This window comes from Nocardia sp. NPDC005745 (assembly GCF_040630775.1).
Classification (GTDB): domain Bacteria; phylum Actinomycetota; class Actinomycetes; order Mycobacteriales; family Mycobacteriaceae; genus Nocardia.
Genome location: NZ_JBEXYF010000011.1, coordinates 1 through 19,074, shown reverse-complemented (window position 1 = coordinate 19,074; position 19,074 = coordinate 1). Strand labels below are relative to the sequence as shown.

General features: G+C 65.8%; 25 protein-coding genes. 23 read left to right on the top strand and 2 right to left on the bottom strand.

Annotated elements, in window-relative coordinates; translation table 11 throughout:
- Nucleotides 1-29 precede the first annotated feature (29 nt).
- The 6 genes from ychF to ABZ420_RS13965 all read left to right on the top strand — a co-directional run bounded on the left by ychF (nt 30) and on the right by ABZ420_RS13965 (nt 6,533).
- The gene (gene ychF / locus ABZ420_RS13990) at nt 30-1,124 is read left to right on the top strand and encodes a redox-regulated ATPase YchF (protein ID WP_357121691.1); all 1,095 of its coding nucleotides are present in this window, start codon (nt 30-32) and stop codon (nt 1,122-1,124) included.
- A gap of 163 nt (nt 1,125-1,287) precedes the next feature.
- Nucleotides 1,288-2,019: a hypothetical protein gene (locus tag ABZ420_RS13985; RefSeq protein WP_357121688.1), complete on the top strand. Its 732-nt coding sequence runs from the start codon at nt 1,288-1,290 to the stop codon at nt 2,017-2,019.
- Nucleotides 2,020-2,113: 94 nt separating this feature from the next.
- Nucleotides 2,114-3,328 carry an HNH endonuclease signature motif containing protein gene (locus ABZ420_RS13980; RefSeq protein WP_357121685.1) on the top strand — a complete coding sequence of 405 codons (1,215 nt, stop codon included), beginning with the start codon at nt 2,114-2,116 and terminating at the stop codon, nt 3,326-3,328.
- Between the two features lie 172 nt (nt 3,329-3,500).
- Nucleotides 3,501-4,706, top strand: a complete 1,206-nt coding sequence (locus ABZ420_RS13975; RefSeq protein ID WP_357121682.1) for a hypothetical protein — start codon at nt 3,501-3,503, stop codon at nt 4,704-4,706.
- Between the two features lie 557 nt (nt 4,707-5,263).
- The gene (locus ABZ420_RS13970) at nt 5,264-5,959 is read left to right on the top strand and encodes a hypothetical protein (RefSeq protein ID WP_357121679.1); all 696 of its coding nucleotides are present in this window, start codon (nt 5,264-5,266) and stop codon (nt 5,957-5,959) included.
- A gap of 25 nt (nt 5,960-5,984) precedes the next feature.
- Nucleotides 5,985-6,533, top strand: coding sequence for an HD domain-containing protein (locus tag ABZ420_RS13965; RefSeq protein WP_357121676.1), 549 nt, complete (start codon nt 5,985-5,987; stop codon nt 6,531-6,533).
- Here ABZ420_RS13965 and ABZ420_RS13960 read toward each other — a convergent pair.
- Nucleotides 6,526-6,996, bottom strand: coding sequence for an NUDIX domain-containing protein (locus tag ABZ420_RS13960; RefSeq protein WP_357121673.1), 471 nt, complete (start codon nt 6,994-6,996; stop codon nt 6,526-6,528). The genes ABZ420_RS13965 and ABZ420_RS13960 overlap by 8 nt on opposite strands.
- Entirely contained in the window at nt 6,993-7,748 is a 756-nt protein-coding gene (locus ABZ420_RS13955) for a helix-turn-helix transcriptional regulator (RefSeq protein ID WP_357121670.1), read from the bottom strand. The genes ABZ420_RS13960 and ABZ420_RS13955 overlap by 4 nt, the downstream gene beginning before the upstream one ends.
- A 159-nt stretch (nt 7,749-7,907) precedes the next feature.
- Here ABZ420_RS13955 and ABZ420_RS13950 point away from each other — a divergent pair, with 159 nt between their 5' ends.
- The 17 genes from ABZ420_RS13950 to ABZ420_RS13870 are packed head-to-tail and all read left to right on the top strand — an operon-like array spanning nt 7,908 to nt 18,778.
- Nucleotides 7,908-8,138 carry a helix-turn-helix domain-containing protein gene (locus tag ABZ420_RS13950; protein WP_063025242.1) on the top strand — a complete coding sequence of 77 codons (231 nt, stop codon included), beginning with the start codon at nt 7,908-7,910 and terminating at the stop codon, nt 8,136-8,138.
- The gene (locus tag ABZ420_RS13945; protein ID WP_357121666.1) at nt 8,135-8,296 is read left to right on the top strand and encodes a hypothetical protein; all 162 of its coding nucleotides are present in this window, start codon (nt 8,135-8,137) and stop codon (nt 8,294-8,296) included. Before ABZ420_RS13950 ends, ABZ420_RS13945 begins: the two co-directional genes overlap by 4 nt.
- Complete coding sequence (locus tag ABZ420_RS13940) at nt 8,293-8,439, top strand: hypothetical protein (protein ID WP_357121663.1); 147 nt, start codon at nt 8,293-8,295, stop codon at nt 8,437-8,439. The genes ABZ420_RS13945 and ABZ420_RS13940 overlap by 4 nt, the downstream gene beginning before the upstream one ends.
- Nucleotides 8,436-8,777, top strand: coding sequence for a hypothetical protein (locus tag ABZ420_RS13935; RefSeq protein WP_357121660.1), 342 nt, complete (start codon nt 8,436-8,438; stop codon nt 8,775-8,777). The genes ABZ420_RS13940 and ABZ420_RS13935 overlap by 4 nt, the downstream gene beginning before the upstream one ends.
- Entirely contained in the window at nt 8,774-9,106 is a 333-nt protein-coding gene (locus tag ABZ420_RS13930; RefSeq protein ID WP_357121657.1) for a hypothetical protein, read from the top strand. The genes ABZ420_RS13935 and ABZ420_RS13930 overlap by 4 nt, the downstream gene beginning before the upstream one ends.
- Entirely contained in the window at nt 9,103-9,513 is a 411-nt protein-coding gene (locus tag ABZ420_RS13925) for a hypothetical protein (RefSeq protein WP_357121654.1), read from the top strand. The genes ABZ420_RS13930 and ABZ420_RS13925 overlap by 4 nt, the downstream gene beginning before the upstream one ends.
- Nucleotides 9,510-10,571, top strand: a complete 1,062-nt coding sequence (locus ABZ420_RS13920) for a hypothetical protein (RefSeq protein ID WP_357121651.1) — start codon at nt 9,510-9,512, stop codon at nt 10,569-10,571. Before ABZ420_RS13925 ends, ABZ420_RS13920 begins: the two co-directional genes overlap by 4 nt.
- Nucleotides 10,568-12,565 carry a hypothetical protein gene (locus tag ABZ420_RS13915; protein WP_357121648.1) on the top strand — a complete coding sequence of 666 codons (1,998 nt, stop codon included), beginning with the start codon at nt 10,568-10,570 and terminating at the stop codon, nt 12,563-12,565. Before ABZ420_RS13920 ends, ABZ420_RS13915 begins: the two co-directional genes overlap by 4 nt.
- A gap of 37 nt (nt 12,566-12,602) precedes the next feature.
- Nucleotides 12,603-13,220 (top strand): hypothetical protein, encoded by a 618-nt coding sequence (locus tag ABZ420_RS13910; protein ID WP_357121645.1) that lies wholly within the window; start codon nt 12,603-12,605, stop codon nt 13,218-13,220.
- Between the two features lie 23 nt (nt 13,221-13,243).
- Entirely contained in the window at nt 13,244-13,609 is a 366-nt protein-coding gene (locus ABZ420_RS13905; protein WP_357121642.1) for a hypothetical protein, read from the top strand.
- 38 nt (nt 13,610-13,647) lie between these two features.
- Entirely contained in the window at nt 13,648-15,444 is a 1,797-nt protein-coding gene (locus ABZ420_RS13900) for a hypothetical protein (protein WP_357121638.1), read from the top strand.
- Nucleotide 15,445: 1 nt separating this feature from the next.
- The gene (locus ABZ420_RS13895; RefSeq protein ID WP_357121635.1) at nt 15,446-15,883 is read left to right on the top strand and encodes a hypothetical protein; all 438 of its coding nucleotides are present in this window, start codon (nt 15,446-15,448) and stop codon (nt 15,881-15,883) included.
- Nucleotides 15,867-16,202: a hypothetical protein gene (locus ABZ420_RS13890; protein WP_357121632.1), complete on the top strand. Its 336-nt coding sequence runs from the start codon at nt 15,867-15,869 to the stop codon at nt 16,200-16,202. Before ABZ420_RS13895 ends, ABZ420_RS13890 begins: the two co-directional genes overlap by 17 nt.
- A 2-nt stretch (nt 16,203-16,204) precedes the next feature.
- Entirely contained in the window at nt 16,205-17,242 is a 1,038-nt protein-coding gene (locus tag ABZ420_RS13885; protein WP_357121629.1) for a toprim domain-containing protein, read from the top strand.
- 28 nt (nt 17,243-17,270) lie between these two features.
- Nucleotides 17,271-17,678: a hypothetical protein gene (locus tag ABZ420_RS13880; protein ID WP_357121626.1), complete on the top strand. Its 408-nt coding sequence runs from the start codon at nt 17,271-17,273 to the stop codon at nt 17,676-17,678.
- A gap of 3 nt (nt 17,679-17,681) precedes the next feature.
- The gene (locus ABZ420_RS13875) at nt 17,682-18,602 is read left to right on the top strand and encodes a DUF2637 domain-containing protein (protein ID WP_357121623.1); all 921 of its coding nucleotides are present in this window, start codon (nt 17,682-17,684) and stop codon (nt 18,600-18,602) included.
- Complete coding sequence (locus ABZ420_RS13870; protein WP_357121620.1) at nt 18,599-18,778, top strand: hypothetical protein; 180 nt, start codon at nt 18,599-18,601, stop codon at nt 18,776-18,778. The genes ABZ420_RS13875 and ABZ420_RS13870 overlap by 4 nt, the downstream gene beginning before the upstream one ends.
- The last annotated feature ends 296 nt before the right edge of the window (nt 18,779-19,074 follow it).

The following is a 19,074-nucleotide window of genomic DNA, read 5'->3' as shown; positions in this document are numbered from 1 at the left end:
CTCGTGGGGGAGGGTAGACTCTGCTCCTCGTGAGTCTCACCCTCGGAATTGTCGGCCTGCCGAACGTCGGGAAATCGACGCTGTTCAACGCGTTGACCAAGAACGACGTGCTCGCCGCGAACTACCCTTTCGCGACGATCGAGCCGAACGTCGGCGTGGTCCCGCTGCCCGATCCGAGGCTGAACAAGCTGGCGGAGATCTTCTCGTCCGAGCGGATCGTGCCCGCCACCGTGTCGTTCGTCGACATCGCCGGCATCGTGAAGGGCGCCTCGGAGGGCGCGGGCCTGGGCAACAAGTTCCTCGCCAACATTCGCGAGGCCGACGCCATCTGCCAGGTGGTGCGGGTGTTCGCCGACGACGACGTGGTGCACGTCGACGGCCGCGTCGACCCGAGCGCCGACATCGAGGTGATCGAGACCGAGCTCATCCTCGCCGACCTGCAGACCCTGGAGAAGGCGGTCGTGCGGTTGGAGAAGGAAGCCAAGGTCAAGAAGGACCGCAAGCCGGTCGCCGATGCCGCCAAGGCCGCGCAGGAGATCCTCGACAACGGCACCACCCTGTTCGCCGCAGCGGACAAGGTGGACACCGAACTGCTGAAAGAACTCTCGCTGCTCACCACCAAGCCCTTCCTCTACGTCTTCAACGCCGACGAGTCGGTGCTCACCGACGAGGCGAAGGTAGCCGAGCTGAAAGCCTCTGTCGCCCCGGCCGACGCGGTCTTCCTCGATGCCAAGGTCGAAGCCGAACTGCTGGAACTCGACGAGGAATCCGCCCTCGAACTCCTCGAATCCATCGGTCAGACCGAACCCGGCCTGCACGCCCTGGCCCGCGCCGGCTTCCACACCCTCGGCCTCCAGACCTACCTGACCGCGGGCCCGAAAGAAGCCCGCGCCTGGACCATCCACCAAGGCGACACCGCCCCCAAGGCCGCGGGCGTCATCCACACCGACTTCGAACGCGGCTTCATCAAAGCAGAGGTCGTCGCCTACAACGACCTGGTCGAAGCGGGTTCCATGGCCGCAGCCAAAGCCGCGGGCAAGGTGCGCATGGAAGGCAAGGACTACGTCATGGCGGACGGCGACGTGGTCGAGTTCCGTAGCGGATTAGCGTCTGGGAAGAAGTAGGGCTGCGCACCTATCGCTGCTGGTAAATACTCTGCTGAGCCCCCACCCGGTGTCCGGATATGGGCTCAGTCGTTTCTCTGGCACTGCACGCCGCGACACCAACCTCATATGACGGCACCCCTAGTCCGATGACACGGGTGCTGGTCGGCTGGATAATCCGTGTATGGGGTCGGATCTCATCGGCGTGGCTGTGGCGGCTGTCGGGGTGGTTGGCACGTTCGGCGCGGCGGTGGCTGCGCAGTGGGCGGCATTGAGGGGCAAGCGTCTTGACGCGGAGATACACCGAGGGCAGCAGGCCGAACAGCGTGCCGAGTCGACGCGGCAACAGGAGCAAGACCGGAAGCAGTCAGTGTATTCAGAGTTCAACTCTGCGGCCAGGAACTATCGAATGCAGCTGCACCACTGGGTGATGGAGCTAGAGCGGGGCGGATCGGTGGATGCCGAGAAGCTGGAGAGCGAACGCGCGCGCTACCGTCAGGTGTATGCGCAAGCGCAAATGATCGTGCCCGACCGAGTCCTGGTTGTCACATCCGAAGTAGACCTGTGCCTGGGGAATACGTACCGCGCTGTGCATCACATGGTCGACCGTGCTGACTCGGATGCTCTGGGACGGTTGCACCGATGGCTGGACGGCCCTCTGTCGGATGCAGTCTGGTTACTTCGTCAGGTACTTCGCGAAGATCTGGGTGTCGCGGACTCGGCGACGGATCTTGATGCGAGGGTGTCAGCGATGTCTTTGGCGAGGGTGGAGCAGTTCGATGCTAGAGCGGGTGCGTTGAACTGTAACCTCAGGGGCGATATTGGTGCGCAGCAAGACCGCGGAACTGTAGATAGCGAGGTGCCGACCGCCAGGCTGGTCCGGTCATCGGCTTCCGAACGCGGAAGTGTCGCGTAGCGGGTAGCGTCTCAAACCACCCGTACACCTCTGCGACTCGCGTCGGTGGTGAAACCCGTCGGCAGTTGTCCGTGGGGTCGCCTATCGTGTCGACGTGGCGCTCAAAGACCTGACCAGGGATGCGGTCATCGCGGCGATCAACGAGTTCGACAGTGTAGGGCGGGAGCAGTTCCTCGCCAAGTACGGATTCGCCGAGTCCAGGCGGTTATTTGTCCAGTACGAGGGCAAGTCCTATGATTCCAAAGCTCTCGCTGGTGCCGCGCACGCGTTTCTGAGCGGGCAGTCATCTTTGAAGGCCTCGGAGTTCTCCGGTGGCTGGCGCCATGCTGCTGGGGTCTTGCAGCATTTGGGATTCGACGTCGTGGACCGTGTTCCCGCGTTGACGGTTCACGACCTGGTTCGCGCGATCGACAGACTTCGTCCGGCGACGGTGGCGAGCGGTCCGATGCTCAAACAGGCGGTGGTGCTGCTGTGGGCGATCGGTCTAGCAAGGCGGGGAGCGGATCGTGTGTTGACGTGGGAGCGCACACACGCGGAACTCACGCCATTGTTGACCGCACACCACAGATCCGGTGAGCGCCCTGAGGGACGACCGGACTACCCGGTTGCCGCGCTGTATCGTGCTGGATTGTGGACACTCGATACCTCGACTTCCGTTCCTGCCGCCCACGGTGATGCGCGGTTGCGCCGGTGGTTTGACGAGCACCAGCCCGAGGGAGGTCTTCCCGAGCCGGTCTACGAGCTGCTTCGCTCGTCTGGTGTGGCTCGGGTGCAGGTTGTCAGCGCGATCGTCGACAAATTCTTCGGCGACTTCGACTACGCCGCGGTGACGAAGGCGGTGGGTCTTGAGGGGGACTCGGTTGTCGACGACGATCTCATGCTGCCTGATGAAGACGCCGGCATCGATGATCCCAAGCGCGACTACCAAGACTTGATCGCAGTGGTCACGAATCGTGAGCCGAGCACCCGGGGTAAGCGACGTCCAGTAGTCGGCAATGATCCGATTCGGCTGGCCGCAGCTCGGCGCGCTGTCCTCCTCCGCAGCGAAGGGTTTTGCGAGAATCCTGCATGCGGCAAGCCGGCACCGGATTATACCGAGCGGGGCCACCCGGTCCTGGAGGTCGATCACGTCTCCGACATTGCTACAGGCGGCCGGGATCACCCGGTGCAGATGGTTGCGCTGTGCCCGGACTGCCATGCGGTGAAGACCCGAGGGCGGTCGCGCCACCAACTCCGGGAGCGACTGCTCGTCGCCGCGAGAGAACGACATGAGGCCTGGGCCGGAACCGCGGCCTTGAACGGAGGTTAGGTTGTTCGGTGTCGGAATACGCCGGTGTCACGTATCTGGGCAACCGATCCATCCACGCAGGTGAGGCTGGCGCGGTGAGGTTGCCCCTAATCCCAGCGGGTCGAGTTCCTTTTTTAAACAACGTCAGGCGGCAAGGCCGCTGCCAACAAATAGCAGGTGGAGGGTCTCAGCGTTGAGTGACGACGGCAGTGTCCAGGAGCGTCAGCCTCGTGGATTCTTCGAGATAACCCCGGATCTTGAGGGAACCCGCTTCAGGGCGAACGACCTCGAAGGTGCCCGGGGTCTATATCGAGACCTCTTCCGGAAACTCGAAATCGAAGACTGGCCAGCCAATCCGGTTGGACCCCTCCGAGTCTGGTGGACCCAGGAAGGGACGCAGACAGCTTGCTACCTCATCTACATCGCAAGGATCATTTACCACCTTGCCCGCAACGTAACTAGTCGGTCCGAGCCGATCTTCTACGAAAAGGCGAAAAGGCTGTTCACTGAGATGACTGCCAGCGTCTACATGGAGAACTTGGCCGAACTGGAAGTAGCCTTCATTCTTTCGCATGCCATGAGCCCCCTGTCTTACGAGCCTATGGTCCCCGTCGAGCAAATCGGCTCCCCCAGTCAGCCGAAGTCGCCGGATTTTGGAATCCGACTACCAAGCGGTGATATCGCGATTGAGGTCACAGTGTGGCACTGGCAATCGCTGAGGGATTGGGATGCGGCCCAAGAACAAATTTCGGTCAGGCTGGGGGCTCGCCTTCGGCGTGCAGGGCTTGGGCGTCAGGTCAGACTTGGCTTACCGCTTCATGTGCAAGGTGTGGACATCGAGGCGATTGCGAGCTCCGGTGTAGTCGACACGATGAGGGCTTCCGCCGGGGAAACAACGGTCAAACTGTCTGGCGGCGATGCAACTCTGGAGTGGGCCGAGTTCCCTGTCTTCGCGTCTTTTGCGGAGCTGGCGGGCAGTTCACAAATGGCCGAGGGCTTCGGCATAGGTGCGATTGGGAGCGTCGAGAAGCCCTTCGGGTTCTCGGTTCATCCGTTGTTCGATGAGCGCGCGTTCGATGAAGCCGCGACTTCCTTGAGAAAGGCTTTGGACCGGAAGCGTCGCCAGACCGTTGACGGTCTGCCGAACATCATCGCTCTAGGGCTGGGGCACCACAGACTCGACTGGGACTGGGTATTGCCAATGTTCGCGGAACGAATCTGGCCGAATCCCAAGTACAGATGGATTACGGCGCTCGCCGCCTTCACGCCGGAGCAGGCCTGGGATCAGGCAACGGGCACAGCCTTGATAAAATTCGATTGGAACCCGAACGCGGCAATTCCGGCCCCCCAGCCGCTCCGCGACGTAGCAGAAAGGGGAGCCACATTCCACCTTCCGTAAGCTGCTGATCGGGTGGAGCTCCGCAGCGGATTAGCGTCCGGGGACAAGGAGTAGTCCGCCGCTCGGCGTGACGGGCATCGATCCAAATTCTGTCGTCCGTCAGCTGTAGCTTGAGTGCTGTCGAGATTGACCTAGGGGTGAGCGCGAATCTTGGGTGATCGAGTTATATGGGAGTTCGTAGTTCCTGGAACGCCCATATCTCTCAACTCGAAAAGTAAAGCCAAGTCTAGATGGACCGATTCCGTTCGTTCTTGCGGGAGCGACGGTTTGCCCAAGTCGATGTTCCCTTACATCGGTGCCGTATCAGTTACAGTGATATTTTTCCATATAGCGGAAACTCTGGATATGGACAATATGCTGAAGCCGGTTCTTGATGGTCTATATCCAGAAATAATTTACGACGACGGGCTTGTGCAAGAAGTCATCGGAAGCCGCCGGAATATATCGCGGGATATCGCGTTTAGGAACCCGCCAACCTGTGTAATACCATCGTTGGCCGTCGGAGACCCCTTCGTGTACGTAGCGATCGCGGCAGCCATGGATCAGGAGGAGTTGCCATGGATGTAGAGGCGAGGACTCAATCTGCTGTGGAAGAACGCGTCAGGGATTTGCCTGGTGAGTGGACAGTACTGATGAACCCGGACCAGTCCCGCGTCCCTGAGCCTTTGCGTCCCACCAGGCTAGACGCTATTGCAGTCAGCGCTGAGGGGCGAGGAGTCGTATTCGAGGTCGTTGTTGCGGCGAAAGCGGGGATTTCTTCGCGTCGCATGGCGGAGATAGATAGGCTGAGAAGTGCGGTGGGATCAATTCCGGGATGGGAATTCGATTTGATTGTGCTCCGTCCCGAAAGAGGGGCTCCAGCCGACGAACAGTTCATGCGAGACGCTCTTGAATCAGCGCATGAAATAGCTGAGAGAGCGCCAGTTGCCGCATACCTTTCGGCGTATTCTGTGCTTGAATGGAAGTTGTCTGTGTGGGTTAGGCGACTGAAATTGAATTACGCCCCAAATGTGCAGCATCTAGTTTCTGAGTTAATTACTACAGGGCATCTTGACGATGACATTTACCCGGCTGTCAGGCGTTTTCAGCAGTTGCGAAATGCCCTGGCTCATGGCATGAGGGTAGATCCACCCTTCGGCACGAATGAAGTTCATAGTCTATTTCGGTTCATAGACCAACTGGATGATCGTGTGGTTCAAGACCGTGAGGAAGTTCCGGGTGACGACGCGAATTCCGGCTCTGTGACCTCATGAGTGGCGCTAAGCGTGGGATGGGAGCATGGCACGCATGGAAAAGGGCGAATGGGCCGAACGATTGGCTCGTAAGCATCTGGCACACATGCCGCGTCGGCTCGCGCACGTAGCGGCGGTGGCTCGGCAGGCGGCTCGAGCGGCGGCAGTCACAGACGACCCGGAACTACTGGTAGTAGCTGCATGGCTGCATGACATCGGTTACGCGCCGGACATTGCGCAAATCGGTTTCCATCCCATCGATGGTGCCGTTTTCCTGCACAACCGGGGTGCGAGCGACCGACTGTGCGGCCTGGTCGCGAACCACTCATGTGCATGCGTCGAGGCTCGGCGTCGCGGGCTGACGATCGAGTGGCCGGACGAAGACTCCGCACTTCGCGACGCGCTGTGGTGGGCGGACATGACCACCACCCCAACCGGTGAAGTCACTGAAATTCGCGAGCGCATCGCTGAGGTCCAGGAGCGATACGGCGTGGAGCATATTGTCGCCCAGTCCGTCCTCGAGGCTGCGCCTCAACTGATCGCAGCGGCAGGCCGGACCGAGCGTCGAATTGGGATGCGCCCGCCGGTCAGGTGAAATAGGGTGTCGACGGATCCTCTAGGCCCTTGCGGATTCGGAGGCGGATGGACGGATGGATGTCACGCTCGGGCAGTTCGTCTGGTGCAACCCACAGGACTTCCGACGATTCCGTGCTCTGCCTCGGAGTGCCGCCGATCGGCTTGGCGTGGAAGCAAATTGAGAATTCCTGGCGGACCTCGCCATCGTCGTAGGCGATGATGTGGTCGGGGTCTGAGAAAACGCCGATTAGCTCCGTCACCCTGACGTCTATACCGGTTTCCTCCTGTACTTCCCGCACGACTGCTTGTGTCACTGTTTCGCCTGCCTCGAGGCCGCCCCCGGGGATCGAATACTTGCCGTTGTCGGTGCGACGAATGAGCAGTATCCGGCCTTCCTCGTCCTGGACGAGCGCGCTGACCGCCACTTTGATGCTGTTCGCGGGCGGCGCGGTCGGATCATGGAAGTAGTCGGTCCGGCTCATGCATGACTCCCAAAGTTGGCTTCATAACTCTCGGTCCAGACCTGTTCAAAACTGGTTGTGTACGTCTCGAAAAGGTCGGCAGCTGGCAGCAGCTTTAGGTGCATTGCCGGAGCGTACGCGCCCGGCTGCCCGTACACGTGCATGTTTACGATCATCTCGTCGTCGAACCGGAAAATCGAGTTATAGAGCGTGGTCCGGTGGTAGCGGATTTCGACACCGTCGATCTCCGACAGCGGTTCGATGAGGGCCAAGGCGTTGCGGATTCTCGCTGGCACGGTTCCGGCGGCCAGCCGTTCTTCGGCACTTCGCTTGGTCGCTTCGTCCTCGTTGGGATCGCCGAACAGCATGCGCACTTTCAGGCCCTCGCGGGTCTTCTGCCTGATCGTCCTTGCGAAGGATGGTTCTTCCGCGAGGAACAGGCCCGCCAGAACGAGCACGTCGACTCGTTCTGTCGCTTGTGTGAGTAGGCGTGTCCACACGTCGAGGGGGATCGAGTTCCTGTGCGGATACACCTGGATCAGCTCTGACTGCGCCATCTCGATCCGGCGCTCCGCGGGCAGCGCGTCCGGCCAGAGGTAGTTCTCCGTTTCGCGCACCATCGACGCGACCTTATGGCGGTGGCGGGGATAGGGTGTGCGGCCCTTCGTAATCCATCGTTCGACAGTCTTCTCGTCGACGCCGGTCGCTTCCGCGACATCGGCGAAATCCAAGCCATTGCGTAGCAGTGCTTCTCGGAGCCTGTCGTTCGGCATCGCAACCCCCTTGGGACGAATAGGGACGTCTTTACTGTACAGGAGACGTTCTCTCGACGTCCACCCCTGGGGTCGCCAGCTACTGATTACGTCTGTCGATTTCCCGAAAAGTGAGGAATTGCAACGCATTTCCCTTACTTCTCGAAGGAGTGATCGACCGTGTCGCACAAGACGTTCGGTGATGTCAGCGGGTCCGACGCCCGCCGACTGATCAGCCTCAAGACAGCGGCCAACTTGGTCGACGTCGACGCGAAGACGATCCGCAATTGGATCGCCGCAGGACACCTCCGTGGCTTCCGGATCAACGGCCACTTGCTGCGGGTCAACCACGCCGAGCTGCTGGCGCTGGTTCAGCCGGTGCTCGCGCCCGTACCGGAGGACGTGGCATGAGCGCCGCGAAGAAGGCTGCGGACCAGCAGCTGAACGAGGCCGAGCGCCTGGCGGAGTACGTCGCCGAGATTGTCGCCACGGCGCCGCCTATCTCGTCCGATGCACGTACGCGTCTGGCAGCCGTCTTGGGCGGCAGCGCCGATCGGAGGGCGGCGTGATGCGCTCCTTCGGCTTGGCCCTCGCCGCGGTGGCGGTGGGCTACACGGTGCTGACGGCGCCGGGGGTTGTGGGCTTCGTCCTGATGGTGTCCGGCGCGATTTGGTTCTGGCAGGCGCGGCGCCGCTGGGGGGTGCGGCGATGAGCACTCAGTGGAGGTCGGACCCGCCTGTTCAGGGGTACACGGTCACTCATTTCGACCGCCGTGGCGGACACAACCCGTTGCATTCGATGGCCGGTCCGGAGTTCACCGGCACGAGCGCGGTGTTCGCCCCGTTGGGGGTGTTGCCGCCGCTGGTGCAGGTGGCCGCGCTGGGTGTATTGCTGCTCGTCGGGATGGGCGGGTGCACTGCGGCGTGGATCGATCATCAGGACTACGTGCCGTCGCCGAACATCTGCCGCCCGCTCGACGCGGGGGTTCCGCCGGAACCGGCGGGGTCGTGTGTGCCGCGTTCGCAGCTGCGCGAGGAGGTGGCGCAGTGAGCGCGCCGGACCGTCGCCGCGTGCGTGCCGAGTTGGAGGCGGAGAAAGCCCGGTTGGACCTGGTTCATGACGTGCTGACCGACATGGTGTTCACCGCTGCCGACGTGTCGGAGGCGAAGGGTTACCGCGACAACGACTTCGAGATGTCGAGGACGCAGCACGTCGGTGAGCATCAGGCGCAGGTTCACGCCGAGCGAACTGCGGTGTGGGACCGGTTGCTCGACTACCGCCACGATCCGGCGTTGGCGGCGAAGATCCGCGCTCAGGTCGCAGCCGATCGGGACCGTGCGCGGCGGGAGCGTTCCCGCGGGATCGAGCGGTCGCGATGAGCAGGTTTCACGATCCGGATGGCAAGCGGTTCGGTGTCCCGACGTGGCCGTGGGGTTTGGCGCCGCAGCATCTGCGGACCCGTCGCCAGCTCGCCCGCGAGGGCAAGAGCCCTGGCGGTGAGTACGAGGCGCAGGTGCTGCGTGCTCGGGGTGGGTCGCGCGGGCCGCTGAAGGCGCACCTGTACGACGCGGAATCAGCGGCGCCGAAACGAATTTCGAGCGAGGCGCAGCTGGAGGCATTGCAGCTGGCGCGGTGGACGCGATCGGCGATGGCCGCGGAGCGGCGAGGGGTGGATGCGACGGAGATGCGCGAGTTCATCGCGCAGGCCCGCGCCGATATCGCTGAGCGCCGCCACGCGGTCGGTCACAGCCGCAGCTCGCGGCAGGGAAGGGAGCGAACCCAATGAACCACAAGAGGAAGGGCGGTGACCGTTACACCGCGTTGGAGCGTCGCCACCGTGCCCAGATCGTAGGCGGGCTGCGTGATCAGGGCTTGTCCTACCGGCAGATCGGCGAGCAGTTGGGTATTTCGCTGGCTCAGGTCGAGTCGTGCCTGGGTGAGGCTACGCGGCTGCGTGAGCAGGGGCTGACGAAGCAGGAGGTCGCCGAGGAGATCGGCATCCCGTACGGGTCGTTGGGCCGGGTGCTGGCTGTGCGGGCCAGTAAGGGCCTGTCGGCGCAGCAAGACGCGGCGCTGGCCGCGCTGGTGGACATGCACGGGATGCAGGTCGATGTGTTGGCCGAGTTCATGAGCTTCAGCAGTCTCAGCAGCGCCTACGACCTCGCCGACGCCCTGCTGAAGCGGCGGATGGTGCATCCGCTGCTGTCGGTGCAGCGCGGTCGGGCGTGGGTCTACCCGAGGCGTGAGGTGGCCGAGCGGTATCTGGGGTGGCGGCCCAAGGACTGGAAGCCGCCGCTGATGTACGCCAACCACTACCGCGCCGTCGCTCAGGCGCGGGTGATGCTGGTCGGTTCCGACCCGCAGTTGTGGGTGTCGGAGCGTGTGCTGCGCCGCCGCGCCGAAGTCGCTGCGGCTGAGTCGAAGTCCGGGCACGTGGTGTTCAGCGATAGCCGGACCCCTCGGAAGGGACGCCCGCACGTGCATGACGGGCGGTTCCTGGGCGAGGTCGGCGGTCAGCACGGCTGGTGGGCGCTGGAGATCGAGCTGAGCGCCAAGGACCGCGTCCACATGGACACCGCGCTTGCGGGCGCGATCCGCGCCGCACGCGACAGCGAGGACGAGGCCGTGATGGGCCTGCTCTACCTGTGCCGTTCCCAGCGCGTCATGAACACCGTCAATGCCGCCTACCAGCGGCTTCCTCGCGAACTCGCCGCGGTCGAGTTGCTGTTCGCGATCGGCGACTTCGACGAGGAGTGGAGCCAGTTCCTCAACCGCCGAAACCAGGGCCGCGCCGCCCGCAAGACCCGGCGCCCGAACCTTCTTCTCACTCAGGAAGCGTCATGAGCAACTGCCAGTGGATCATCACCCCGCAGGACTGCCACCCCCACGGCAGCGCACAAGTCCCCACGACCGGACAGCCGGACGCGCCCCCGGCGGAGCCGGGCGACGGTAGCGGCCCGCTGGTGCCGCAGGCGCCGCCGATCCGCCATGTCGAAGGCTGGGATCTGCCGAGGCTGGACTTGTCTGCGGTCGGTGACGCGGCTTCGACAGCGACGGTGTGCGGTGTCGTGATCGTGGCGATGCTGGTCATGATCGTGGCCGTTGCGGCGCGGTGGCCGTTGGCGCCGCACCGGTTGCGCAACTTCGCGATCGGGTCGCTGCTGCTGCCCGCGGCATCGGCGATGGCCGGCGGATCGTGGATCACGCCCGCCTCCCTGTTGTGGTCGGGTGCGGCGCGGGTCGCCGAGGGCGACCTGGGTGGGCTGCGCACGATGGTCGTGCTCGGTGCCCCGGTGGCCGCGCTGGCGGCGACGTACTGGTGGGCGTCGTTCGTGCACAAGACCAACACGGTCGGGTTGAAGAACCTGGGCCGGACCGAGCGGGTGCAGGCGGCGCTGGCCGCACGGCAGTTCGCCGGGGCCGCTCGGGCGGCGCGGTCGGTCGGTGCCCCGTTCACCACAACGGACGGGATCGTGCTGGGTCCGCTGGCGGACCGGCGTTCGGCGAACCCTCTCGGTTTGTGGTCGGAGCTGACCGCGCGCCATCAGGCGTGGATGGTGGTGCCGCACAAGGAAGCTCGTCGCCAGATGGCGGCGTTCGGCACAACCGGTTCGGGCAAGACGGAGCTGATCAAGCGGTACGCGGTCGGGATGCTCGAATACGAGTGGAACGCCTGGCAGCGGTGGAAGGACGTGCCGGGGATGCGGGGCAAGCACCCGCGCCCGCTGCTGGTGGTCGTGTCCTGCAAGGGCGGCAACGACGACAAAGTGTTGGGCCACCTGTTGCGCGAGATCGCCCAGCGCCGCGGTATCGCCGCCGACCGCATCGCCGAAGTTCCCCACGGCGCCCGCCTGAACGTGTGGGCGATGCGTGCCCGCGACCAGCGCGCCGTGCTCGGCGACATGCTCAACGCCGGACAGGCGTCGACGTCGGAAGGCCAGCACTTCGACGAGCTGCGCCGCCGCATCGTCTCGCTTGTCGTGGACGCCCCGGCCGGGCCGCCTCGGTCGAGCCGGGAGTTTCTGGAGCGGCTGAATCCGGAGACTTTGCTGGATCTGTGGGGCAACGCTCCGGACGTGAAGCGGATGGTCGAAGCCCTCCAGTCGGAGAAGGTCGACCAGCTCGCCGACATGCTGATCAAGGCATCCAATCTGTTCGACAGCCTCCAGGGTGAGGACGGGCGGATGGTGTTCGACGGCGGTGTGGACCTTGATGACCTCGACGTGCTGTATGTGACCGTGCCCGGCTTGGACAAGGACGCCGCCCGCGCCCAGGTCGCCGCCATCTTGCGGATGCTGATGCAGCGTGCGGCCCGCACCGCCAAGGACCAGCGTCGCAGCGTCACCTTGATCATCGACGAGCTGAGCGCGCTCACCACCGGCCAGGGCTCGATCGGGTTGGAAGAGGTGTGCGAGCGGGGCCGCTCGCAGGGCGTGAGCGTGCTGTTTGCCGCCCAGAGTCCCGAGGGTGTCGCCGGGGATCAGTGGGCGCTGGACCGGATCTTGAAGTCCTGTGCGGGTGGGGTGCTGCTGGGCTACGTCGAGAACGCCGGAGAGCTGTGCAAGCACTTCGGGTCGGTGCGGCACATGCTGCCGTCGCGGCACCTGATCAAGGGCCAGCGCACCGGCGACGAAGGGCAGGTGTCGGTCGGTGAGAAGTGGCTGGTCGACCCCGACCGCGTCCGCCAGTTCGACACCGGCCAGTTCGTCTACGCCAAGGCCGGACGCGCCCAGTTCGGGCACGTCGTGCCCGTCGACCCCGCCACCGTGCGCCCCCTGCCCGGCACCACCAGCGCCGATCCCGAGGCCGAGCCCGTCACCGCCGACGCGACCGCCTGACCCTCCCATCTGCCGAAACCCATTGAAAGGCAACCCCATGCGCATCATCCGACCCCACGACGACAACGACGACAACGAGGGCCAGCGGAGGCCCGACCCCGCTACGACACCGACCGATCCCGCGATCGCGGGCGAGCTGTTTGCCGACGAAGTAGAGGACTGGCTGGCCGGTATCGCCGACCTCGACACCGCCCCGACCCCGACACCTGCACAACGATCCGCCGCGGACGCCGGACCGGTGCGCCGGGCCGCGCTGAGCGTCGTGCCCGACCTCGACGACGCACCCAACAACCAGGCCGCGGCCGTGGTGGCGCCGGTCCCGGCGCGGTCACGGGCGCAGACTGCGCGGCGCACCGCGGCAGCTTCCGCTGTTGTGGTCGGTGCAGCCGTGACCGCCGGATGGGGTGAGGGGCCGCTGGTGGTCGGTCCGCTGGCCGTCTACGGCGGTGCGTGGGTGGCCTACCTGTGGTGGAACGCCGCCCACCGCCCGCCTCTGCCGCAGGCCATCGGCACCGTCACCGCCGGTATCAGCCACGCCGTCGCCGCTGTCGCGACCGCCATCGTCGGGCTGCTGCGCGCTCTGGTCGAGCGCATCGACCGCGCCCGCACCCAGCACGAGAACAACCGCACCACCACGACCACTCCCGCTCAGTAACCAACCACAAGGAAGGAAAACCGTTGAGCACCAACCCACTCCCCGAAGACCCGATTCGCACCGCGCCGGTCGATCTGTACGAGCGCCTGCACAACGTCGATGACCGGCTGTTCCAGCTGCGCCGCGAGATCAGCGAGATCCGGCGCGAGTACGCCGCTCTGCGCCGCCACCCCGACGCGTTGGCGGTCGACAACCTCGGCGACCCGCTCGACCCCGTCGAAGCCACCTTCCGTGCGGAAACCGCGCTGGCGATGGCGGACGAGAAGTTGGACGCCGCCGACATCTGGCTGTCTCGCGCCCGCGGCCGGTACGCGACCCGTCTCAAGCTCACCGACGCCGCCGCCGACGAACTCGACCGCCGACGCAACAGCGTCGAGCGGACCCGATGAACACCGAAATCAACTACCACCGAGAGGAATTCACTGTAATGACCGACCGTAGCCCTGAGGACGAGATGATCGCCGAAGCTCGCAAGTTCGCGCGATCGCTGCCGGAGCTGACCCGCCTGCACGCCCAAGCCCGCAACTTCCTGGAGCGCCGCAAGATCCGCAAGGAGATCAGCCGCACGCTGCGTGAGCAGCGCCGCGAGGCCGAGGTGATGCGCAATCATCAGCTGACCTGGACCGGCCAGGCTATCGACCGCTACCGCGTCCACGTCGAAACGGTCGCTGAGCGCGCGAACGACCCGCGCGTGGACCATGACCGGCGCGCCCGCGATGCTCACGCCCTGGCCGAGCACCGCAACCGCCTGGCCCGCGGCTTCATCGGCAACGAGCACCTGACCCGCACCGAGCAGGGCATAGCCCTCGACGGATTGGACTCGGCGACGATTTTCCCGCATTTCAAGGTCGGCAATCTCTTCGCCAAAGCGCATAAGGTCCGCGGCATCGACGCACTGCGCTACCGCGCCCACGTCGCTCGGGAGACGGTCAATGCCCGCCAGCGCGCCGGGGTGGAGCGTGAGCAGGGCTGGCAGCAAAGCCTGGACGCCGCGCGCCGCGCCAACGCCGAGGAGGCGCTGCTGGCGCGTATCGACGCCGCACAGGCCCACCGCCACCGCTACACCGCGGGAATGACGTGGACCGACCCGGACGGCGGGAAGCTCACCGAATCCCGCTCGTTCGCCACCGAGCACACCGCCACCAGCTGGTTGCAGCGCAATATCAGCGGCACGTCGTGGGCGGACGGCACCACCCTGGAGGTCGAGACCCGCGACACCCTCAACGCCGCGAAGCAATACGCCGACTACGGGCGCCCCGAGACCGTCGCCGGGCAGCTCGCCGACCGCGAGTCGGTGTTGCGGGAGCGGACGTTGTCCGGGCAGGTTCACCGCGAGCAGGCCGAGCAGGTCGAGCGGGCCCCGCGGCAGCGTGGGAACACTGACCGTGAACGCCCGCCCGAAACCGCCGGTGTTGACCGGTTGGCGCAGGTGGAGCGCCAGTTGAACGACATGGCCGCCGACCGGGACCGGCTGGAAAACCGGGTCGGGTTGCTGCAACGCGGCCTGGATTCGGTCACGGCCGACCGCGACGAGATCCGCCGCAAACTCGACTCCGCCGAGGGGCACATCGAGGCGTTGAAGAACCGCAACCTGCGCCTGTCCGCGGAGATCGGTGAATTGCGGGACCGGCCGGGTGTCGAGCAGTTGACCGCCGAGCGCGACCAGCTGCGTGGCGAACGCGACGAGGCGGTGGCGAAGCTCGCCGAGCGCACCCCGACCCATGAGCGGTTCGGCAGCCCGGAACGCCGAGCCGAGCAGGCTCGCCAGGCCGCGCGGTCCGAGCGGACCCCGGCCGACCAGCGGCTGGGCAGCCCCGGACCACAGGCGGGACGGGATCGGTTCGGCGGTGGCCTGTCTCAGGAGATCGCCGACGCCACTGCGGTTTTCGAGGCCGGGCGCAAAGCCTCTGAGCGGGGCCTGGTCGAGCATGTGCTGGATCATGCGCGCGAGGCTGCCCGCGCTCATCAGGAGCGCTACGGCAACCGCCAGCACGGCAACGGCAACGGCGCAGAGCAGGAGCAACCGAACCCGACCCTGGATGAGCTTCGCAACTCGGTACAGCCGGGCAACGACACCGGCGAGCACGGGCCGGTAGGCAAGCGCGCCAGCTACCTGCGCGACCTCACCGGAACCGGCCGCGAGCAGGCTGGTCCGGACACCCAGTCCTGGCCACGGCCGGAGCGGAACGGCAACGGCCGCAACGGTATCGAGAGGAGCCGTTGACATGCAGCGCGAGCACGAGGAAGCAATGCGCGTCGAGTTCACCCGCTACACCCAGCTGGGTGAGGACATGTACCGGCCGGACGCCACCGACGCCGACCGCGACCGGATCACCGCCCAGCTCTGCGAGACCGATCAGCGGTGGAGCGAAGGGCCGCACGCCGAGCACTGGAGCTACCTGACCGACGCCTACGAGGACTGGCGGCAGGCACCCGACACCATGTTCCGGTTCCTCGACAACATCGACCACAACGGAGGCGAAGGAGTCACCGACCTCCAGCACCGCAGTCTGCGCCAGGCCGGGCAACTGGCCGGTCGAGATAGCGAGAAAGTCCGCGACGCCGCCCGCCGCTACATCGACCGCGCCACATCCGGGCAATCCACACCCCTTTCGGGCGGCCGTCAGATCGAGCGGGGCGGTGAGCATGCACATCGAGCATGAAGAGGCGATGCGCGAAGCGTTCGCCGAGGTCGACCGGCTGTCGCGGCTGCGGGACCGGCCGGGCGCCAGCGAGGCGGAGATCCACAGCCTCTACGCCCAGCAAGAAACCATCGACCACGGTTGGCGCAACGGGCCGCATCCGGGGGAGTGGAAGTACCTCAAGGACGTCCACGACTTGTGGTCGCGCTCGCCCAACTCAGTACGGCGGATGCTGGCCTTGCCGGGCGCCGAATCGTTGGACGGGGTGCAGCGGCGCAGCATCGAGCAGGCCCGCATCCTCACCGCCGCCGAGCGGCCCGAGATCGAGCGGGGGCGGTGACGATGACCGAACCGACACCGCAGCCGGGCCGTTCCTACGAGGTCGTCACCGCGGCGTTGATTCGCCGGGTGGGTCCGGCCAAGTGGCCGCGGGAGCCGCAGCAGTGGAAGAACTACCTGTGCCCGGTGCACGAGGGCGACGGCCACCACCACAATCCCAGCCTGGGTGTGCGGTACGACCCCCAGCAGGGCAAAACGATGGTGCGCTGCTGGGCCCGCTGCGACGACCAGGACGTACTCGACCGGATCGGGTTGCGGGTGCGTGACCTGTGGGATCGGCTGCCGGAGCGCACGGACCGGCAGGGTTCTGCTCGTCGGCCCTACGCGGTCGGCGGGCGGTCCGCTCGCCCGGTGAGCGTCGCGTCCCCGGTCGAGAAAGCCATTCTGGCGGCTCGGTTCCCGCTGCCCGCCAAGCGGGATCTGGGTGCCCAGATCGGGGAGCCCGAGGCGGTGGACACCTACGTCTACCGGTGGCCGGGCGGCCGCGTCGAGGGCGCGGTGGTGCGGCTGCACACCCCGCACGAGCACGGGCACGCCAAGAGCTTCTACCAACGGCGATGGACCGGAACCGAGTGGGTGAACACCGGTTTCGCTCCGCTGCCGTGGCAGCTCGCCGACGTGCGCGAAGCGCTCGACACCGGGCGCGAGTTGTACGTGTGCGAGGGCGAGAAGGACGTGCAACGAGCCCGCCAGGCGGGGCAGCTGGCGACGTGTAACGCGATGGGTGCGGGGAAGTGGACCGACGACCACGCGCGTTGGCTGCGTGGCGCTGGCCGGGTGATCGTGGTCGCCGACCGTGACCGGCCCGGCTACCGCCACGCCGCCCAGGTCGCGGAATCCCTCGCCGACCGCGTCGGCGAAGTCCGGGTGTTGCAGGCCCGCGACGGCAAGGACCTCTGCGACCACCTCGACGCCGGACACGACCTCGACGAACTGGAACCGGTCGCCTACCTCGACCGGCCCCGATCCCCGCGCAGCATCCACGACCTGCACCCCACACCGACCAGCCGCGACCGGGCCGACCGGACCCGCGCCCGCTGAACACCACAACAGGAAGGCCCCATCCATCATGAGCACCAACACCTTCGGACAGCGTTTCCGCCGTGCCGCACGCCCCGCATCGGCGTTCGCCAAGACCAGCAAGCCCGGAACCACCGTCTACGGCCGCATCATTGCAGCCGTCGAGGAACCCAAGCTGAAGTTCGGCGGCGCGCCCGGCGAGGTCGAACTCGACGAGGACGGCCAGCCGGTCATGCAGACCGTCGTCACCCTCGACACCGGCGCCGGACCGCGCAACCTGTACGTGTCCTGGCGCATGGAACAGGCCATCGGGCTGGCGCTGGAGAACGCCGGCAGTGAGGACTTCGAGATCGGTGCGACCCTGTCGGTCACCTACACCGGACCCGACCCGGAGTACTCGCGGGCGCGGCTGTTCACCGCCGTCTACACCCCGGCCGCGGCGAGCAAGGGTGCGTGAGCCGTGACCGGACTCAGCTCCGGTGCGGACGTGGTGCGCAGCAGCGATCCTGCTGCGCACCGCAGCGCACCAGACGATGCACAGGCCGGTGCGCGGACCCGCGAGCAGGTGTCGGCGATCCGGTTCTTCTGGGGTGAATTGCTGTTGGTCGCGGCGATGTCGATCGCGGGCAACCTCGTGCACGCGTGGATGAACGCACCGGACGGCAAGCAGCCGGTCGCGGCGTTCGTCGCCAGTTTCCCTCCGATCGCGTTGCTGGCAGCAACCCACGGCGTCGGGCTGCTCGTGCGCGCCCAGAACAAGGCACGCCTGGCGTACTGGGCTGTTGTCGCACTTACCGCCGCTATCGCGGTCGGCGCGTTCCGGCTGTCGTTCGACGCCCTGCGGGAGCTGTCGATTCAGGTCGGGATGAGCGAACACCTGGCATGGCTGTTCCCGCTCATCATCGACGGCGCCATCGGACAGGCCACCGTCGCCCTGCTGGTACTCGCACGCACCGACCGCACCAGCACCGAACCGGCGGTGCGCACCGAGCCGGAACCAGTGCACCGGCCCGAGCCGGTACGCACCGTGTCGGTGCGCGAGGTCCACACCGAGACCCGGTCGACCTCGACCGAACTCACCGCGCAACAGGCGTCCCCGGAGCTGCGCACCGCCGAACAAACCGCGATCGAAGCCCCCGCGCACCATGCACCGGCGTCCGGTGCGGAGGTCGACCGGTGGGCGCGGGTCGCCGAGTTGCTGTGCAGCGCTGACCCGTCCGGTCGGCGTGACCCGGAGAAGGTGACCGAGATCCTGCGCCTGCGTCACGAACAGAACTGGTCGCACGCGCGCATCGCCGAACACGTCAGCCTCAGCTCGTCCTCGGTGACCCGCACCCTCACCGCGGCCCAGGAACACATCCAGGAAGGAGCCCACCAGTGACCAGCGTGGTCAACGTCCGACTGTCCGGCGATGCCGACGCCGTCGCCGCTGTGACCGCGATGCTCACCGCCGCCGGATTCGACATCCGGCTCGGCGAACGTACCTATCTCCGAGGCGGGTTCGGCGTCCGCGCCGACGGCGAAATCGCCGCCCGCATCCGCAACGGCGGCCCGTAGCCAGCCGAAGAAGCAGCACCGACAAGCGCACACGAGTAGGCCCCACTGGCGATCTTGGATGTCAGCGGGGCCTACTCGTATGTCCCAACGTCCGGAATCCGATCCGGACCTGATCCGGACCTGATCCGATTTTGATACGACTCCGAATCCGATCAAAATCGGATCAGTGGACTCGGAAAACATGCGCTGAGCTGGGGGTGTTTGGCGCCGTCTCCCTCCCCCACCCGGGCGACACTCTCTATGGCTTCGCTGGTCATATCTTCGACTTGGGCGGCCCGTACTCCACCTCCGCGGAT

What these genes read in the sequence shown, in the direction of transcription:
- ABZ420_RS13885 (WP_357121629.1), top strand. Translation starts at nt 16,205, where the DNA reads ATGACCGAACCGACACCGCAGCCGGGCCGTTCCTACGAGGTCGTCACC.
- ABZ420_RS13945 (WP_357121666.1), top strand. Translation starts at nt 8,135, where the DNA reads ATGAGCGCCGCGAAGAAGGCTGCGGACCAGCAGCTGAACGAGGCCGAG.
- ABZ420_RS13920 (WP_357121651.1), top strand. Translation starts at nt 9,510, where the DNA reads ATGAACCACAAGAGGAAGGGCGGTGACCGTTACACCGCGTTGGAGCGT.
- ABZ420_RS13955 (WP_357121670.1), bottom strand. Translation starts at nt 7,748, where the DNA reads ATGCCGAACGACAGGCTCCGAGAAGCACTGCTACGCAATGGCTTGGAT.
- ABZ420_RS13910 (WP_357121645.1), top strand. Translation starts at nt 12,603, where the DNA reads ATGCGCATCATCCGACCCCACGACGACAACGACGACAACGAGGGCCAG.
- ABZ420_RS13935 (WP_357121660.1), top strand. Translation starts at nt 8,436, where the DNA reads ATGAGCACTCAGTGGAGGTCGGACCCGCCTGTTCAGGGGTACACGGTC.
- ABZ420_RS13970 (WP_357121679.1), top strand. Translation starts at nt 5,264, where the DNA reads ATGGATGTAGAGGCGAGGACTCAATCTGCTGTGGAAGAACGCGTCAGG.
- ABZ420_RS13960 (WP_357121673.1), bottom strand. Translation starts at nt 6,996, where the DNA reads ATGAGCCGGACCGACTACTTCCATGATCCGACCGCGCCGCCCGCGAAC.
- ABZ420_RS13985 (WP_357121688.1), top strand. Translation starts at nt 1,288, where the DNA reads ATGGGGTCGGATCTCATCGGCGTGGCTGTGGCGGCTGTCGGGGTGGTT.
- ABZ420_RS13880 (WP_357121626.1), top strand. Translation starts at nt 17,271, where the DNA reads ATGAGCACCAACACCTTCGGACAGCGTTTCCGCCGTGCCGCACGCCCC.
- ABZ420_RS13890 (WP_357121632.1), top strand. Translation starts at nt 15,867, where the DNA reads ATGCACATCGAGCATGAAGAGGCGATGCGCGAAGCGTTCGCCGAGGTC.
- ABZ420_RS13900 (WP_357121638.1), top strand. Translation starts at nt 13,648, where the DNA reads ATGACCGACCGTAGCCCTGAGGACGAGATGATCGCCGAAGCTCGCAAG.
- ABZ420_RS13895 (WP_357121635.1), top strand. Translation starts at nt 15,446, where the DNA reads ATGCAGCGCGAGCACGAGGAAGCAATGCGCGTCGAGTTCACCCGCTAC.
- ABZ420_RS13965 (WP_357121676.1), top strand. Translation starts at nt 5,985, where the DNA reads ATGGCACGCATGGAAAAGGGCGAATGGGCCGAACGATTGGCTCGTAAG.
- ABZ420_RS13925 (WP_357121654.1), top strand. Translation starts at nt 9,103, where the DNA reads ATGAGCAGGTTTCACGATCCGGATGGCAAGCGGTTCGGTGTCCCGACG.
- ABZ420_RS13915 (WP_357121648.1), top strand. Translation starts at nt 10,568, where the DNA reads ATGAGCAACTGCCAGTGGATCATCACCCCGCAGGACTGCCACCCCCAC.